Genomic DNA, 16,068 nt, shown 5'->3' with positions numbered 1-16,068 from the left:
TAGAGACATCCATGAAATTTCTGTGTACCGCCGCCCAGTTATCCGACAACAGCAGTCGCGGCTTCGACATCGAAGGGCGCAAGTTGCTGGCCGTGCGGCGGGCAGGCCAGGCATACGTGTATCTCAACCGCTGCCCCCATCGTGGCGTGCCGCTGGAGTGGCGACCCGATCAGTTTCTCGACGCCAGCGCCAGTCTCATCCAATGCGCGACCCATGGCGCGCTGTTCCTGATCGAAAGCGGTGAGTGCGTCGCCGGCCCTTGCGCCGGGCAATTCCTGACCGCGCTAGACAGCCGGGAGGACGACCAAGGCATCTGGGTCCATCTGTAACGGCTCAAGCAATACCGGCAACGGGCGATCCACCCACATCTGCTCCGGCGTCAGCGAGGCGCCGTAGGCCAACACTTCCACCCCGGCGGCCACCGCCTCGCGCAACGCCGCGGCGTACACCGGGTCGATCTCCTGCGCCGGACGCACCGCCTCGATGCCACTCAGGTTCACGCAATACAACTGCACCGCGCGCACGCCTTCCCGAGCCAGGCAGGCCAGCTCTCGCAGATGCTTGGCGCCGCGCAGGGTCACCGCGTCGGGAAACGCCGCCACATTCGTCCCGTCGAAACCCAGCGTAACGCTCTTCACCTCGACCCAGGCCGAGCTGCAATCGGCATAGTCGAGCCGAAAGTCGATACGGCTGTTCTCCACGCCATAGGCCACTTCCCGCTTCAGCCCCATGAAACCGTTCAGCTCCTGGATGACACCGGCCCGCAGCGCCTCCTCGATCAGCGAATTGGCCCGCGCGGTATTGATGCAGGCCAAGCGCCCCTGAGGGGTTTCGCCTATTTCCCAAGTGCCCGGCAACTTGCGCTTGGGGTCGTTGGAACGACTGAACCAGACGCGCGCGCCCTCGGCCATGCAATTAAGCATCGAGCCGGTGTTGGGACAGTGAATGGTCAGCAATTCGCCATGAACGGTCTCGATATCGGCAAGAAAACGCTTGTAACGTCGAATCAGCCGTCCTTCTTCCAAAGCCGGGGAAAAAAGCATCAGCCTTGCCAACTCCGCAATCCACGTTCAATTCGCTCCACCGCTTCCTGTAGCCGAGGCAGGCTTTGGGTGTAGGCGAACCGCACGTGATGGCCGGCCTGATGACGACCGAAATCCAGCCCGGGCGTGAACGCCACGTGCTCGGTTTCCAGAAAGTGCTGGCAGAACGCAAAGGCATCGCCACCAAATGCGCTGATGTCGGCATAAAGGTAGAACGCGCCTTGCGGCTCGACTGCGATGCCGAATCCCAACTCGCGCAAGGCCGGCAGGAGGAAGTCGCGACGCAACGCGAACTCGGCACGACGTTGCTCGAAAATCTCGATGGTCGCCGGCTCGAAACACGCCAGGGCCGCGTATTGGGCCATGCTGGGTGCACTGATGTAGAGGTTCTGCGCGAGCTTTTCCAGCTCACCGACAGCCGCCGAAGGCGCCACCAGCCAGCCGAGCCGCCAGCCGGTCATGCCGAAATATTTGGAAAAGCTATTGAGGACGAACGCATCGTCATCGACTTCCAGCACGCTGGCGGCGTCGGTGCCGTAGGTCAGGCCGTGATAGATCTCGTCGACCACCAGATGGCCGTTGTGGCTCCTGATCGCCTTGGACAGGCCCGCCAATTCATCCCGGGATAGAATCGTCCCGGTCGGGTTCGCCGGGGAGGCGACCAGCGCGCCGACGCTGTTCCGGTCCCAATGACGATCCACGAGATCCGGCGTTAATTGGTAACGCACGTCCGGCCCTACGGGCACCAGTTGCGCCGCGCCTTCGATCAGGCGCAGGAAATGACGGTTGCACGGATAACCAGGGTCGGCCAGCAGCCAGTGCTTGCCTGGGTCCACCAGCAAGGCGCTGGCCAGCAGCAACGCGCCGGACCCGCCCGGCGTCACCAGGATGCGCCGGGGGTCGATATCCACCCCGTAGCGTTGCGCGTAGAAACCGGCAATGGTCTCGCGCAGTTCGGGAATGCCACGGGCCGCTGTGTAACGGGTCTTGCCCGCCGCCAAGGCCGCCTGGCCGGCCTGGATGATCGGCTCGGCGGTGGTGAAGTCCGGCTCGCCGATCTCCAGGTGAATGACGTCGTGCCCGGCGGCCTGCAATTCGTTGGCACGCGCCAGCAACGCCATGACATGGAAAGGTTCGATGGCACGACTGCGTGCGCTGTAGGGCTGGGCCATGGGGCCGTCCTTCGCGAAAAAAGAACCGATTCTACCCAACTCGCGAACAGCTGCGGGAACGAGCGCAAATCTAAAACGGTCCTAGCGCTAATGTCCTGTATCACCGATACCGTTCCTTTTTGACGGTGTCTGTTGTCGTCATGCTGCGTTGCCTGGCGACAACGGCCACTGGACAAAAGAACGTATTGGCGAAACAGGACTCTAGATCGCTGGAAATGACTCCGGCGTTTAACCCAGGCTTGACTAAAATCAAGCATTGAGCAGGTTTGCGACCCCACCGGACCGGACCCGGCCATGTTTTACAGGCCCCAGCCGCGCCAGGCTCGACAACCGGGAGTAGCGCGGCCCGATTTGATCTGGTAAGTTCGCCCGCTTGCAGCCGCAGGGCCGGCAGGTGTCGGTGATGGAGCAATCCTGCGTAGTGGATTACAAGAGTAGAGGCGGTCCATTCATGCCCACCCAAGCAAAGCAGAAAGAAAACCAGTCGCTCAGCGGGTTTGAGCCATATGTCGCGAAAGAGGGCGAGGAGTACATGGGCGCCCCCATGCGCGCGCACTTCACCAGGATCCTGAACAAGTGGAAACAGGACCTGATGCAGGAAGTCGATCGCACGGTTGACCATATGAAGGACGACGCGGCCAACTTCCCTGACCCGGCCGACCGTGCCAGCCAGGAAGAAGAATTCAGCCTTGAATTGCGCGCCCGCGACCGTGAACGCAAGCTGATCAAGAAAATCGACAAGACGCTGCAACTGATTGAAGACGAAGAGTACGGCTGGTGCGAGTCCTGCGGCGTCGAGATTGGCGTCAAGCGACTGGAAGCACGTCCGACCGCCGACATGTGTGTCGACTGCAAGACTCTCGCGGAAATCAAGGAAAAACAGGTCGGCAAGTAATCGCCGGGGCTGTCATCGAAACGGAGCGTTCATACGCTCCGTTTTTTGTTTGCGCTCCAGCTGCACACCCAATCCCCTTGTGGGAGCGAGCTTGCTCGCGATGACGGCGACTTATTCAATACTTATGCAAGCTGGCCCACCGCTATCGCGAGCAAGCTCGCTCCCACAGGGAATTATGCTCCGCCATCAAGATCTGCACGCCTTGTGCCCGGACCCAGTAACATTCGCCCTATGACTGCCTACATCGGACGCTTCGCCCCCACCCCCAGCGGATACTTGCATTTCGGCTCGCTGGTCGCCGCGCTGGCGTCGTATCTCGATGCCCGGGCCGTCGGTGGACGCTGGTTGTTGCGCATGGAAGACCTCGACCCTCCACGGGAAGAGCCCGGCGCGCAAGCGGCGATTCTCAAGGCCCTGGAAAGCTACGGATTTGAATGGGACGGCGAAATGGTGCGCCAGAGTGACCGCCACGAAGCCTACCAGCAGGTCATCGACCGCTTGTTCAGCCAAGGCCTGGCCTACGCCTGCACCTGTTCGCGCAAGCAACTGGAGCCGTACCAAGGCATTTATCCGGGATTGTGCCGCAACGCCGGCCACGACGCCGAGGGCGCCGCCATCCGTCTGCGCGTTCCCGAACTCGAATATCATTTCGTCGACCGGGTCCAGGGCGAGTTCCGCCAACACCTGGGCCGCGAGGCGGGCGACTTCGTGATTCGCCGTCGCGACGGACTCTATGCCTATCAATTGGCCGTGGTCCTCGACGATGCCTGGCAAGGCGTCACCGACATTGTCCGCGGCGCCGACCTGCTGGATTCCACGCCGCGCCAACTCTACCTGCAAGAACTGCTCGGGTTACCACAACCGCGTTATCTGCACGTCCCGCTGATCACCCAGCCGGACGGACACAAGCTCGGCAAATCCTATCGCTCGCCACCGTTGACGGCCGACCAAGCAACGCATCTGCTGTTAAGGGCGTTGCGCGCGTTGGGCCAGCAACCGGCGCCGGAGCTGGTGGATGCCAGCCCACGGGAGTTGCTGGCCTGGGGCATTCGCCACTGGGATGCGGGGCAGATCCCGCGCACACTGACGCAGCCCGAAGCGCAAATACCGTGACGGCCCTTGCAGCCTGCCGCCTATCCGTTACCATCGCCGCACGTTTTCGGGCACGTGCATAAAAAAGAGAGACCGGGATGTACATCTATCGCTTGGTCCTGCTCCTGGTAGTGGGGATTTACCTGTTCTCCCCGGCCATCATGGATTGGTGGATCGATGCCACGGGTGCCTGGTATCGGCCGTATCTGCTCTGGCTGATCCTGATCGTCGTGACCTTTATCCTTCAGAGCCAAAAAGATGCCGATGAGCTTTAGCCTGACCCAGATGATCCTGATCAGCGCCGCCTACCTGGCGGTGCTGTTCGGCGTAGCCTGGATCAGCGAACGAGGCATGATCCCGCGCGCGATCATTCGCCACCCACTGACTTACACCCTGTCGCTGGGCGTGTACGCCAGCGCATGGGCGTTCTATGGCACGGTGGGCCTGGCCTATCAGTACGGCTACGGCTTCCTGTCCAGTTACCTTGGGGTTTCCGGGGCCTTCCTGCTGGCACCGGTGCTGCTCTACCCGATCCTGAAAATCACCCGCACCTACCAACTGTCGTCGTTGGCCGACCTGTTCGCCTTCCGCTTCCGCAGCACCTGGGCGGGCGCGCTGACCACGATTTTCATGCTGGTCGGCGTGCTGCCGTTGCTCGCGCTCCAAATGCAGGCGGTCGCCGATTCCATCAGCATCCTGACCCAAGAACCGGTGCAGCACCGGGTGGCGCTGAGCTTCTGCGTCCTGATCATCCTCTTCACGATTTTCTTCGGCTCACGGCACATCGCCACGCGGGAAAAACATGAAGGCCTGGTGTTCGCGATCGCCTTCGAATCGGTGATCAAGCTGATCGCCATCGGCGGCGTCGGCCTTTACGCCTTGTATGGCGTATTCGACGGCCCGCAGCAGCTCGAGATCTGGCTGCTGCAGAACCAGACCGCCCTCGCGGCGCTGCACACGCCGCTCCAGGAAGGACCGTGGCGCACGCTGCTACTGGTGTTCTTCGCCTCGGCGATCGTGATGCCGCACATGTATCACATGACCTTTACCGAAAACCTCAACCCGCGCTCGCTGGTCAGCGCAAGCTGGGGCCTGCCGCTGTTCCTGTTGTTGATGAGCCTGGCCGTGCCGCTGATCCTCTGGGCCGGGTTGAAACTGGGGGCCAGCACCAATCCGGAATACTTCACCCTCGGCATTGGCATCGCCGCCAACAACAAGGCGCTGGCGCTGCTGGCCTATGTCGGCGGCCTGTCGGCGGCCAGCGGCCTGATCATCGTGACCACCCTGGCGCTGTCGGGCATGGCCCTCAACCATTTGGTGCTGCCGCTCTACCAGCCTCCAGCAGAGGGGAACATCTATCGCTGGCTGAAATGGACCCGCCGCGCACTGATTGTCGCGATCATCATGGCCGGCTACGGTTTCTACCTGATGCTGGGAGACGGACAGGACCTGGCCAACCTGGGCATCGTCGCGTTCGTTGCGACCCTGCAATTCCTGCCCGGTGTACTGTCGGTGCTGTATTGGCCGACCGCCAACCGCCGCGGCTTCATCGCCGGCCTGCTGGCGGGGATCGTGGTCTGGCTGCTCGCCATGCTGCTGCCACTGCTGGGCAACCTGCAGGGCTTCTATATTCCGCTGTTGAACATGATCTACGTGCTCGACGACACCAGCTGGCACATGGCAGCCATCGCCTCGCTGGCGGCGAACGTGCTGATGTTCACCCTGATCTCGCTGTTTACCAACGCCAGCAGTGAAGAAGCCAGCGCCGCCGAAGCCTGCGCCGTGGATAACGTCCGCCGTCCGCAGCGCCGTGAGTTGCACGCTGCCTCGCCCCAGGAATTTGCCACCCAACTGGCCAAGCCCCTTGGCGCCAAGGCCGCGCAAAAGGAAGTCGAACAGGCCCTGCGCGACCTTTACCTGCCGTTCGACGAACGCCGTCCATACGCCTTGCGCCGGTTGCGGGATCGGATCGAAGCCAACCTGTCCGGCCTGATGGGCCCCAGCGTGGCCCAGGACATGGTCGAGACGTTCCTGCCCTACAAGGCCGGCGGTGAGAACTATGTCACCGAAGACATCCACTTCATCGAAAGCCGCCTCGAGGACTACCACTCGCGCCTCACCGGCCTGGCCGCCGAGCTGGACGCCCTGCGTCGTTATCACCGCCAGACCCTGCAGGAACTACCGATGGGTGTCTGCTCCCTCGCCAAGGACCAGGAAATCCTGATGTGGAACAAGGCCATGGAGGAGCTGACCGGCATCGCCGCCCAGCGCGTGGTCGGTTCACGCTTGAGTACCCTGGGCGAGCCGTGGAAAGGCTTGCTGCAGGGATTCATCGACCTGCCGGACGAGCATCTGCACAAACAGCATTTGGCGCTCGACGGCCAGACCCGCTGGCTGAACCTGCACAAGGCGGCGATCGACGAGCCGTTGGCGCCGGGTAACAGCGGCCTGGTGCTGTTGGTGGAAGACCTGACCGACACCCAGATGCTCGAAGACAAGCTGGTCCATTCCGAGCGACTGGCCAGCATCGGCCGACTGGCGGCCGGCGTGGCCCACGAAATCGGCAACCCGATCACCGGCATCGCGTGCCTGGCGCAAAATCTTCGTGAAGAGCGCGAGGAAGACGGCGAACTGACGGAAATCAGCGGCCAGATCCTCGAGCAGACCAAACGCGTCTCGCGCATCGTCCAGTCGCTGATGAGTTTCGCCCATGCCGGCGGCCATCAGCACAATGACGAACCTGTCTGCCTGGCCGAAGTGGCGCAGGATGCCATCGGCCTCCTGGCGCTCAACCGGCGCAACTTCGAAGTCCAGTTCTACAATTTGTGCGATCCGGATCACTGGGTCGACGGCGATCCCCAGCGGCTCGCCCAAGTACTGATCAACCTGTTGTCCAACGCGCGCGACGCCTCTCCGGCCGGCAGCGCGGTACGTGTCAGGAGTGAAGCCTTCGAACACACGGTCGACCTGATCGTCGAAGACGAAGGCAGCGGTATCCCACAGAACATCATGGACCGATTGTTCGAACCCTTCTTCACCACCAAGGATCCTGGCGAAGGCACCGGTCTGGGCCTCGCACTGGTCTATTCCATCGTTGAAGAGCATTATGGACAAATCACCATCGACAGCCCGGCCGATGTTCAGAGCCAGCGCGGCACCCGTATCCGGGTCACCTTGCCGCGTCATGTCGAAGCGACGTCCGCTGTGAACTGAGACCGTCGAGAGAATCGAATCAATGCCGCACATTTTGATCGTCGAAGACGAAACAATTATCCGCTCCGCCTTGCGCCGTCTGCTGGAACGCAACCAGTACCAGGTCAGCGAAGCCGGTTCCGTGCAGGAAGCACAAGAGCGCTTCAGCATTCCCACGTTTGACCTGATCGTCAGCGACCTGCGTCTGCCCGGCGCCCCCGGGACCGAGTTGATCAAGCTCGGACAGGGTACGCCGGTGCTGATCATGACCAGTTACGCCAGCCTGCGCTCGGCGGTCGATTCCATGAAAATGGGCGCGGTGGACTACATCGCCAAACCCTTCGACCACGATGAGATGCTCCAGGCTGTAGCCCGCATCCTGCGTGACCGCCAGACAGCGACCAGCCAACCGTCGGAACCGACGAACGGCAAGGTGGCCGCCGGAAAAGCAGGAGCCAGCAACAGCAATGGCGAGATCGGCATCATCGGTTCGTGCCCGCCCATGCAGGATCTGTACGTCAAGATCCGCAAAGTGGCGCCGACCGACTCCAACGTGCTGATCCAGGGTGAATCCGGCACCGGCAAGGAGTTGGTGGCCCGGGCACTGCACAATCTGTCCCGCCGGGCCAAGGCGCCGATGATCTCGGTGAACTGCGCGGCCATTCCGGAAAGCCTGATCGAATCCGAGCTATTCGGCCACGAAAAGGGTGCGTTCACAGGCGCCAGCGCCGGGCGTGCCGGCCTGGTGGAGGCGGCAGACGGCGGCACGCTGTTCCTCGATGAAATCGGCGAACTGCCACTGGAAGCCCAGGCGCGATTGCTGCGGGTACTCCAGGAAGGCGAGATCCGTCGAGTCGGCTCGGTCCAGTCACAGAAGGTCGACGTACGCCTGATCGCGGCGACCCACCGGGACCTGAAGAGCCTGGCGAAGATCGGCCAGTTCCGTGAAGACCTTTACTACCGCCTGCACGTGATTGCCCTGAAACTGCCGCCCCTGCGCGAGCGCGGTGCCGACGTCAACGAAATCGCCAATGCGTTCCTCGCCCGCCAGAGCGCGCGGATCAACCGTACCGACTTGAAATTCGCCCCGGATGCCGAGCAGGCCATTCGTCATTACGCTTGGCCCGGTAACGTCCGGGAGCTGGAAAACGCTGTGGAGCGAGCGGTGATCCTGAGCGAAAGCCCGGAAATCTCCGCCGACCTGCTGGGCATCGACATCGAACTGAGTGACCTCGACGACGAAGAATTCATCGGCCTGGCCCCGCAACAGGGAGGCGCTGCCAACAACACCAGCCATGAACCCACCGAGGACCTGTCCCTGGAAGACTATTTCCAGCATTTCGTCCTTGAACATCAGGACCACATGACCGAGACCGAGCTGGCACGCAAGCTGGGCGTCAGCCGCAAGTGCCTGTGGGAACGTCGCCAACGCCTGGGGATTCCACGGCGCAAGACCGGGGCAACCAGCGAAAGCTGAGGTGTACAGGTAACATCGCACACTGTGAAAAAACTGTTACCTCAGCTTTTTCACGTAACAGAAGCCGGGGTTTACGGTAACGAAACCCCGGCTTTTTTTCGCCTCGAAAAAACCGGTATATCGATAGAACCCCCGGTTTCGCTGGGCCTGCCAAAAGTTGGCACGCACCCTGCTATAGCTTTGGTACAAGAACAATAACAAGCAATGCACAAGACAATAAAAATAAGACGAATCGACTCACGCACAATAAAAACAAGACGGCGAGAGGCGCAGCTAACTGATTCTTTTGGAGAGGCGTTGTATTTGGGGCTTGCCCCACAACCAGGCCGAGAACAATAAAAACTGTCTCAAGACAGGTGCCTGAACTGGTTGGATCGATGGATCACTGCAACACAGCGACCAAAGCAATCCGTTTGCTCTTGGCTCCCGATTGGGAGGGTCACGAAGGGAAAACCTCGTGGCGCGGGCACTCAACAAAAACAAGAAGCCCGAAACCAATAATAAAAACAGAGCACGCAACTAATTCTGGGGGAGCTTCGGCTCCCCTTGTGGTTTCTGTCGTTCCGCCTTCCCCGCTGCCTACAAAGCTTGTCGCTTAAGCTTGCAGCTCAAAACGCCTGCGTCCTACACCATCCGTTGACTAAATGCTAGAATCCCCGCCCATCATGCGGCCATTCTTCGTTTTTGGCTGAATATTCCTTCAAACAGTGCATCCCATGCTGAAGAAGCTGTTCCAGTCATTCCGTTCTCCCTTGCGTCGTACGCAACACATACGCAGCACGCCTGAAGTGCTCAATAGCGGCCAGCATTCGTTGCAAAAGGCCCAATTCAGCCGTTACGCGGTGAACATCGTCGAACGCCTGCAGAACGCCGGCTACCAGGCTTATCTGGTCGGCGGCTGCGTGCGCGACATGCTGCTGAATATCACCCCCAAGGACTTCGACGTCGCCACCAGCGCCACGCCCGAGCAGATACGCGCCGAATTCCGTAATGCGCGGATCATCGGTCGGCGGTTCAAGCTTGTGCATATCCACTTCGGTCGCGAGATCATCGAGGTGGCGACCTTCCGCGCCAACCATCCGCAAAACGACGAAGACGAAGACAGCAACCAGTCGTCTCGCAACGAGAGCGGGCGCATCCTGCGCGATAACGTCTACGGCACCCTGGAAGAAGACGCGCAGCGCCGCGACTTCACCATCAACGCCTTGTATTACGACCCGGTCAGCGAGCGCATCCTCGATTACGCCAACGGCGTACACGACATTCGCAATCGCTTGATCCGCCTGATTGGCGATCCCAAGCAGCGTTACCAGGAAGACCCGGTGCGGATGCTGCGGGCCGTGCGTTTCGCCGCCAAGCTGGATTTCGGCATCGAAAAACACAGCGCCCTGCCGATTCGCGAGCTCGCGCCAATGCTGCGGGAAATCCCCTCGGCCCGCCTGTTCGAGGAAGTGCTCAAGCTGTTCCTGTCGGGCAACGCGGCAGACACCTTCGAAATGCTCGTGGACCTGCAGCTCTTCGATCCGCTGTTCCCCGCCAGCGCCGAAGCCCTGGAACACAACCCGACCTACACCCACACCCTGATCAGCGAAGCGTTGATCAACACCGACCTGCGGATCAAGCAGAACAAGCCGGTAACGCCAGCGTTCCTGTTCGCCGCCTTGCTCTGGCCTGCCCTGCCCGCCCGCGTGCTGCGCTTGCAAGACCGTGGCATGCCGCCGATTCCGGCGATGCAGGAAGCCGCCCACGAACTGATCGCCGAACAGTGCCAGCGCATTGCGATCCCGAAACGCTTCACCATGCCGATTCGCGAGATCTGGGACATGCAGGAGCGCCTGCCACGGCGCAGCGGCAAACGTGCCGACCTGCTGCTGGAAAACCCGCGTTTCCGCGCCGGCTACGACTTCCTGCTATTGCGTGAAAGCGCGGGCGAGCAGACCGATGGCCTGGGCGAATGGTGGACCGATTACCAGGACGCCAACGACAGCGAGCGTCGCGAGATGATTCGTGAGCTCAGCGGCAAGGACGACGGCACCAGCGGCCCGCGCAAGCGTCGGCGCAGCAGCGGTGCCAAGCGCAAGCGTGCCGGTGTACCGAGCGCATCAGACGAGTAATCGATGGAACGCATCTATATCGGCATGGGCAGCAACCTGGCCGAACCCGCTGAGCAACTGCGCTGCGCCATCGAGGCGCTGGCGCGCCTGCCCCAGACCCGACTGGCAGGCGTCTCGGCGTTTTATCAAAGCGATTCCCTGCTGCCCGGCCAGCCGCGCTACACCAATGCGGTGGCGGCCCTGGACAGCGGCCTGGCGCCGCTTGAGCTGCTCGACGCGCTGCAAGCCATCGAAACCGGCCAGGGTCGCGAGCGCCTTGAGCGCTGGGGCCCGCGCACCCTGGACCTGGACATCCTGGTGTTCGGTGATCGCCTGATCGACGAGCCCCGCCTCAAGATTCCCCACTATCACATGCAAGCCCGGGCTTTTGTGCTCTACCCCTTGGCCGAACTGGCCCCCGCCGACCTGCGCCTGGCCGATGGACGCCTGCTCAAGGATCTCCTTGCGGCGTGCCCCTTCGCCGGTTTGGAACGCTTGCCACCTCTCTGACGAACACCCTCCATCCCCAGTGGGAGCGAGCTTGCTCGCGATAGCTGTGTATCAGTCAACCATGCTGTGACTGACAGGACGCCATCGCGAGCAAGCTCGCTCCCACAGGATCCGGGACCCGGCAGTCAGATCAGAGACACACCCCCTCGCTGAAACGCATCAGTAACCCCGGTAACACCCGGCGGTAACACATCCAATTGACTTCCCCGATACTCCTCACGACTATAGGCGTCCCGTCGCCGCCAACGCGGCGCTAATGGGCGCAATCCAGGCCTTACAAGCACCACGCAAAGAAGGTGCGCCTGTATTCGAGCGCCTTATGAGGACTTTTTCATGCCAGCTATTACCCTGACCACGCTGCAAGGTCTCAAGCAAAAAGGTGAAAAAATCACCATGCTGACCTGCTATGACGCCACCTTCGCCCATGCCTGCAATGAGGCTGGAGTCGAGGTGCTGCTGGTGGGCGACTCCCTCGGCATGGTGTTGCAAGGTCACGACAGCACCTTGCCGGTGACCACTGCCGAGATGGCCTACCACGTAGCCGCCGTCAAGCGCGGTAACACCGACGCGCTGATCCTCGCCGACCTGCCGTTCATGGCCTACGCCACCCTCGAACAAACCATGGCCAACAGCGCCATGCTGATGCAGGCCGGCGCCCACATGGTCAAGGTCGAAGGTGCGTTGTGGCTGGCCGACTCGATACGGCTGCTGGCCGAGCGTGGCATTCCGGTGTGCGCGCACTTGGGCCTCACCCCTCAAGCCGTGAATATCCTCGGTGGCTACAAGGTCCAGGGCCGCAATGAAAACCAGGCGCGGCAGATGCGCGCCGATGCGATCGCGCTGGAGCAGGCCGGTGCCGCCATGTTGCTGCTTGAATGCGTGCCCAGCGAACTGGCCCAGGAAATCACCCAGGCGGTGAAGATTCCAGTGATCGGCATCGGCGCTGGCAACGCCACCGACGGTCAGGTGTTGGTGCTCCACGACATGCTCGGGCTGTCGATCACCGGTCGCGTGCCGAAATTCGTGAAAAACTTCATGGCTGGACAACCCTCTATCCAGGCAGCCCTGCAAGCCTACGTCGCCGAAGTGAAAGCGGCGTCCTTCCCGGGCGCCGAACACGGATTCTCCGCATGAACACCGTCAAGACCGTACGCGAACTCCGGGCCGCCGTGGCCCGCGCCCGCGGCGAAGGCAAGCGCATCGCCTTCGTCCCGACCATGGGCAACTTGCACAGCGGCCACATGGCCCTGGTGACCAAAGCCTCGCAACGAGCCGATTTCGTCGTGGCGAGCATCTTCGTCAACCCATTGCAGTTCGGTGTCGGCGAAGACCTGGACAAGTACCCGCGCACCCTGGCGGCCGACCAGGAGAAATTGCTCCAGGCCGGTTGCCACTTGCTGTTCGCCCCCAGCGTCGAGGAGATGTACCCCGACGGCATGGCCGGGCAGACCCGGGTCAGTGTCCCGCAGTTATCCGAAGGGCTCTGCGGCGCCAGCCGTCCGGGGCATTTCGAAGGCGTGGCGACGGTGGTCAGCAAGCTGTTCAACATGGTCCAGCCGGACCTGGCGGTATTCGGCCAGAAGGATTTCCAGCAACTGGCAGTGATCCGCGCCTTGGTCCATGACCTGAACATGCCGATCCAGATCATCGGCGAGCCGACCGTTCGCGCCGAAGATGGCCTGGCGCTGTCGTCGCGCAACGGCTTCCTCAGCCCCGAGCAGCGCGCCGTCGCGCCAGTGGTCTATCGCGTCTTGAGTCAGATCGCCGAGGCCATCCAACAGGGGCGGCGGGATTATCCAACGCTCATCGCTGAACAGCTCAAGCAACTCGAAGCCGCTGGCCTGCGCCCCGACTACCTGGAAATCCGCCACGCCAAGACCTTGCGTCCGGCCGTGAGCGAGGATCGCGACCTGGTGATCCTGGTGGCGGCATTCCTCGGTACCACGCGCCTGATCGACAACCTGCACCTGGATCTCGACGCGCACGCCTGATATCCCAAAACCTTGTGGGAGCGAGCTTGCTCGCGATAGCGATCCGCCAGGCGAGAGCCATGTCAACTGACCCGCTGCCATCGCGAGCAAGCTCGCTCCCACAGGGTTATGCGGTGTTATTGCCGCCTCGTCTGCCTTCGGGCAAACTGCCCGCCGTTCGGACCCGACCAGAGGAAATACCCATGCACGCCATCATGCTCAAGGCCAAGTTGCACCGCGCCGAAGTCACTCACGCCGTGCTCGACTACGAAGGCTCCTGCGCCATTGATGGAGAATGGCTGGACCTGTCGGGCATCCGCGAATACGAACAGATCCAGATCTATAACGTCGACAATGGCGAACGCTTCACCACCTACGCCATCCGTGGCGAGGACGGTTCGCGAATGATCTCGGTGAACGGTGCCGCAGCGCACAAGGCCAAGGTCGGTGACCGTGTGATCATCTGCGCCTATGCCCACTACAGCGAGGCCGAGTTGCTCAACTTCAAGCCACGCATGCTCTACATGGCGCCGGGCAACGAATTGAGCCACACCAGCAACGCCATTCCGGTCCAACTGGCCTGATCGAAACACCTGCGTCACCACTTTCCCCTGTGGGAGCGAGCTTGCTCGCGATGGCGGCGGGCCAGTTGATACAGATGCCGACTGACACACCGCTATCGCGAGCAAGCTCGCTCCCACAGTAAGCAATCTGCGTTTCCGTTTGTCGGACCTTTCCGCTCAAGTTGTACAAAAAAGTACCGGGGAACGGTCAGACAAAGTCAAGACAGATCGCAACGCGAGGTTTACTGTAGTCGCCCTGTGCCCGGCGATCGTGTCGACGCAGTTATCCGGACGCCCGCCTCCAGCCGCGCCGGAATTTTTAGTGTACAAAAGGTCGTTCAAGTAAAAAGGAAACCCGCAGCGATGGCGTATTACCGAACTCCTCAAGACGTGACCGCTCTGCCCGCCTGGCAAGCGCTGAATGACCACCGCAAAGCCATGCAGGATTTCAGCATGCGCGAAGCGTTCAATGCCGATCCGCAGCGTTTCAACCAATTCACCCTTTCGAGCTGCGGCCTGTTTCTCGACTATTCGAAGAACCTGATCAACGCCCAGACCCGCGACCTGCTGGTGGGCCTGGCGAACGAAGTCGACCTCAAGGGTGCAATCAAGGCGCTGTTCGAAGGCGAAATCGTCAACGCTTCGGAAAACCGCCCGGCCCTGCACACCGCCCTGCGCCGTCCAGTCGGCGACAAGTTGCTGGTCAACGGCGTCAACGTGATGCCGGACGTGCACAAGGTGCTGAACCAGATCACCGACCTGGTCGGCCGCATTCACGACGGCCTGTGGCGCGGCTACACCGAGAAGCCCATCACCGACGTGGTGAATATCGGCATTGGTGGCTCCTTCCTCGGACCGCAACTGGTGTCCGAAGCGCTGTTGTCCTACACGCATAAAGGCGTTCGCTGCCACTACCTGGCGAACATCGATGGCAGCGAGTTCCACGAACTGACCATGAAGCTGCGCGCCGAGACCACGCTGTTCATCGTCTCGTCGAAATCCTTCAACACCCTCGAAACCCTGAAGAACGCCCAGGCCGCCCGTGCCTGGTACCTGGCCCAGGGCGGTTCGGAAGCGGAGTTGTATCGCCACTTCATCGCCGTATCGAGCAACAACGCCGCCGCCGTGGCCTTCGGTATCCGCGAAGAGAACATCTTCCCGATGTGGGACTGGGTCGGCGGTCGCTACTCGCTGTGGTCGGCCATCGGCCTGCCGATCGCCCTGGCCATCGGCATGTCGAACTTCAAGGAATTGCTCTCCGGCGCCTATTCCATGGACCAGCACTTCCAGAGCGCGCCGTTCGAACAGAACATGCCGGTGCTCCTGGCATTGCTGGGCGTGTGGTACGGCAACTTCTGGGGCGCGCAAAGCCACGCGATCCTGCCGTACGACCACTACCTGCGCAACATCACCAAGCACTTGCAACAGCTGGACATGGAATCCAACGGCAAGAGCGTGCGCCAGGACGGTACGCCAGTCTCCACCGACACCGGTCCGGTGATCTGGGGCGGCGTCGGCGCCAACGGCCAGCACGCTTACCATCAGTTGCTGCACCAAGGCACCCAATTCATCCCGGCCGACTTTATCGTGCCGATCGTCAGCTTCAACCCGGTCTCCGACCATCACCAGTGGCTGTACGCCAACTGCCTGTCCCAGAGCCAGGCGCTGATGCTCGGCAAGACCCGCGCCGAGGCCGAGGCCGAGTTGCGCGACAAGGGCATGAGCGAGGGCGAAGTGCAGAAGCTGGCGGCACACAAGGTGATTCCGGGCAACCGTCCGAGCAACACCCTGGTGGTCGAACGCATCAGCCCGCGCCGCCTCGGGGCGCTGGTGGCGCTGTATGAACACAAAGTGTTCGTGCAAAGCGTGGTCTGGGGCATCAATGCCTTTGACCAGTGGGGCGTGGAGCTGGGCAAGGAGTTGGGCAAGGGCGTCTACAACCGCCTGGTTGGCAGCGAAGAGAACCCAGCCGAAGATGCCTCGACCCAAGGCCTGATCAATTACTTCCGCGGGCGTCATCGCGGCTGACCGCACCCTCGCTCCCACGGATCACTGCTGATC

The 16,068-nt window shown here is 61.7% G+C and carries 14 protein-coding genes; 12 read left to right on the top strand and 2 right to left on the bottom strand.

Features of this window, described 5'->3' with window-relative positions:
- Window positions 1-11 precede the first annotated feature (11 nt).
- Window positions 12-329: a Rieske (2Fe-2S) protein gene (locus M8Q45_RS01495; protein ID WP_249873327.1), complete on the top strand. Its 318-nt coding sequence runs from the start codon at window positions 12-14 to the stop codon at window positions 327-329.
- Here the strand turns inward: M8Q45_RS01495 and sfsA are convergent.
- Together sfsA and M8Q45_RS01485 are read right to left on the bottom strand one after the other, a co-directional pair.
- A complete protein-coding gene (sfsA, locus tag M8Q45_RS01490; RefSeq protein WP_249873326.1) occupies window positions 285-1,043 on the bottom strand; it encodes a DNA/RNA nuclease SfsA in 759 nt (252 codons plus the stop codon). The two genes, M8Q45_RS01495 and sfsA, sit on opposite strands and share 45 nt — an antisense overlap.
- Window positions 1,043-2,215 carry a pyridoxal phosphate-dependent aminotransferase gene (locus tag M8Q45_RS01485; RefSeq protein WP_249873325.1) on the bottom strand — a complete coding sequence of 391 codons (1,173 nt, stop codon included), beginning with the start codon at window positions 2,213-2,215 and terminating at the stop codon, window positions 1,043-1,045. Before M8Q45_RS01485 ends, sfsA begins: the two co-directional genes overlap by 1 nt.
- Window positions 2,216-2,666: 451 nt before the next feature.
- On the opposite strand from M8Q45_RS01485, the gene dksA reads away from it, so the two are divergent.
- The 11 genes from dksA to pgi all read left to right on the top strand — a co-directional run bounded on the left by dksA (window position 2,667) and on the right by pgi (window position 16,035).
- Window positions 2,667-3,110: an RNA polymerase-binding protein DksA gene (dksA, locus tag M8Q45_RS01480; protein ID WP_030140236.1), complete on the top strand. Its 444-nt coding sequence runs from the start codon at window positions 2,667-2,669 to the stop codon at window positions 3,108-3,110.
- A 231-nt stretch (window positions 3,111-3,341) separates the two neighbouring features.
- Window positions 3,342-4,223, top strand: coding sequence for a tRNA glutamyl-Q(34) synthetase GluQRS (gluQRS, locus tag M8Q45_RS01475; protein ID WP_249873324.1), 882 nt, complete (start codon window positions 3,342-3,344; stop codon window positions 4,221-4,223).
- A gap of 77 nt (window positions 4,224-4,300) precedes the next feature.
- The gene (locus M8Q45_RS01470) at window positions 4,301-4,477 is read left to right on the top strand and encodes a hypothetical protein (RefSeq protein ID WP_003176118.1); all 177 of its coding nucleotides are present in this window, start codon (window positions 4,301-4,303) and stop codon (window positions 4,475-4,477) included.
- On the top strand, window positions 4,461-7,415 hold the full coding sequence (locus M8Q45_RS01465) for a sensor histidine kinase (RefSeq protein WP_249873323.1): 2,955 nt from the start codon (window positions 4,461-4,463) through the stop codon (window positions 7,413-7,415). Before M8Q45_RS01470 ends, M8Q45_RS01465 begins: the two co-directional genes overlap by 17 nt.
- A 22-nt stretch (window positions 7,416-7,437) precedes the next feature.
- Window positions 7,438-8,871, top strand: coding sequence for a sigma-54-dependent transcriptional regulator (locus M8Q45_RS01460; protein ID WP_030140239.1), 1,434 nt, complete (start codon window positions 7,438-7,440; stop codon window positions 8,869-8,871).
- Window positions 8,872-9,587: 716 nt separating this feature from the next.
- Complete coding sequence (locus tag M8Q45_RS01455; RefSeq protein WP_030140240.1) at window positions 9,588-10,985, top strand: polynucleotide adenylyltransferase PcnB; 1,398 nt, start codon at window positions 9,588-9,590, stop codon at window positions 10,983-10,985.
- 3 nt (window positions 10,986-10,988) lie between these two features.
- A complete protein-coding gene (gene folK / locus M8Q45_RS01450; protein ID WP_249873322.1) occupies window positions 10,989-11,474 on the top strand; it encodes a 2-amino-4-hydroxy-6-hydroxymethyldihydropteridine diphosphokinase in 486 nt (161 codons plus the stop codon).
- 333 nt (window positions 11,475-11,807) lie between these two features.
- Window positions 11,808-12,608: a 3-methyl-2-oxobutanoate hydroxymethyltransferase gene (gene panB / locus M8Q45_RS01445; RefSeq protein ID WP_249873321.1), complete on the top strand. Its 801-nt coding sequence runs from the start codon at window positions 11,808-11,810 to the stop codon at window positions 12,606-12,608.
- Window positions 12,605-13,465 carry a pantoate--beta-alanine ligase gene (panC, locus tag M8Q45_RS01440; protein ID WP_249873320.1) on the top strand — a complete coding sequence of 287 codons (861 nt, stop codon included), beginning with the start codon at window positions 12,605-12,607 and terminating at the stop codon, window positions 13,463-13,465. The genes panB and panC overlap by 4 nt, the downstream gene beginning before the upstream one ends.
- 182 nt (window positions 13,466-13,647) lie before the next feature.
- On the top strand, window positions 13,648-14,028 hold the full coding sequence (panD, locus tag M8Q45_RS01435; protein WP_249873319.1) for an aspartate 1-decarboxylase: 381 nt from the start codon (window positions 13,648-13,650) through the stop codon (window positions 14,026-14,028).
- A 342-nt stretch (window positions 14,029-14,370) separates the two neighbouring features.
- Window positions 14,371-16,035 carry a glucose-6-phosphate isomerase gene (pgi, locus tag M8Q45_RS01430; RefSeq protein ID WP_249873318.1) on the top strand — a complete coding sequence of 555 codons (1,665 nt, stop codon included), beginning with the start codon at window positions 14,371-14,373 and terminating at the stop codon, window positions 16,033-16,035.
- Window positions 16,036-16,068: the final 33 nt, after the last annotated feature.

Origin of the sequence: Pseudomonas sp. T1.Ur, from assembly GCF_023516725.1 — a bacterium.
Taxonomy (GTDB): domain Bacteria; phylum Pseudomonadota; class Gammaproteobacteria; order Pseudomonadales; family Pseudomonadaceae; genus Aquipseudomonas; species Aquipseudomonas alvandae.
The sequence above is the reverse complement of the archived record's forward strand: the minus strand, read 5'-3'. Positions and strand labels throughout refer to the sequence as shown.

Coding starts and splice junctions, on each gene's coding strand:
- M8Q45_RS01495 (WP_249873327.1), top strand. CDS start 12: ATGAAATTTCTGTGTACCGCCGCCCAGTTATCCGACAACAGCAGTCGC.
- sfsA (WP_249873326.1), bottom strand. CDS start 1,043: ATGCTTTTTTCCCCGGCTTTGGAAGAAGGACGGCTGATTCGACGTTAC.
- M8Q45_RS01485 (WP_249873325.1), bottom strand. CDS start 2,215: ATGGCCCAGCCCTACAGCGCACGCAGTCGTGCCATCGAACCTTTCCAT.
- dksA (WP_030140236.1), top strand. CDS start 2,667: ATGCCCACCCAAGCAAAGCAGAAAGAAAACCAGTCGCTCAGCGGGTTT.
- gluQRS (WP_249873324.1), top strand. CDS start 3,342: ATGACTGCCTACATCGGACGCTTCGCCCCCACCCCCAGCGGATACTTG.
- M8Q45_RS01470 (WP_003176118.1), top strand. CDS start 4,301: ATGTACATCTATCGCTTGGTCCTGCTCCTGGTAGTGGGGATTTACCTG.
- M8Q45_RS01465 (WP_249873323.1), top strand. CDS start 4,461: ATGCCGATGAGCTTTAGCCTGACCCAGATGATCCTGATCAGCGCCGCC.
- M8Q45_RS01460 (WP_030140239.1), top strand. CDS start 7,438: ATGCCGCACATTTTGATCGTCGAAGACGAAACAATTATCCGCTCCGCC.
- M8Q45_RS01455 (WP_030140240.1), top strand. CDS start 9,588: ATGCTGAAGAAGCTGTTCCAGTCATTCCGTTCTCCCTTGCGTCGTACG.
- folK (WP_249873322.1), top strand. CDS start 10,989: ATGGAACGCATCTATATCGGCATGGGCAGCAACCTGGCCGAACCCGCT.
- panB (WP_249873321.1), top strand. CDS start 11,808: ATGCCAGCTATTACCCTGACCACGCTGCAAGGTCTCAAGCAAAAAGGT.
- panC (WP_249873320.1), top strand. CDS start 12,605: ATGAACACCGTCAAGACCGTACGCGAACTCCGGGCCGCCGTGGCCCGC.
- panD (WP_249873319.1), top strand. CDS start 13,648: ATGCACGCCATCATGCTCAAGGCCAAGTTGCACCGCGCCGAAGTCACT.
- pgi (WP_249873318.1), top strand. CDS start 14,371: ATGGCGTATTACCGAACTCCTCAAGACGTGACCGCTCTGCCCGCCTGG.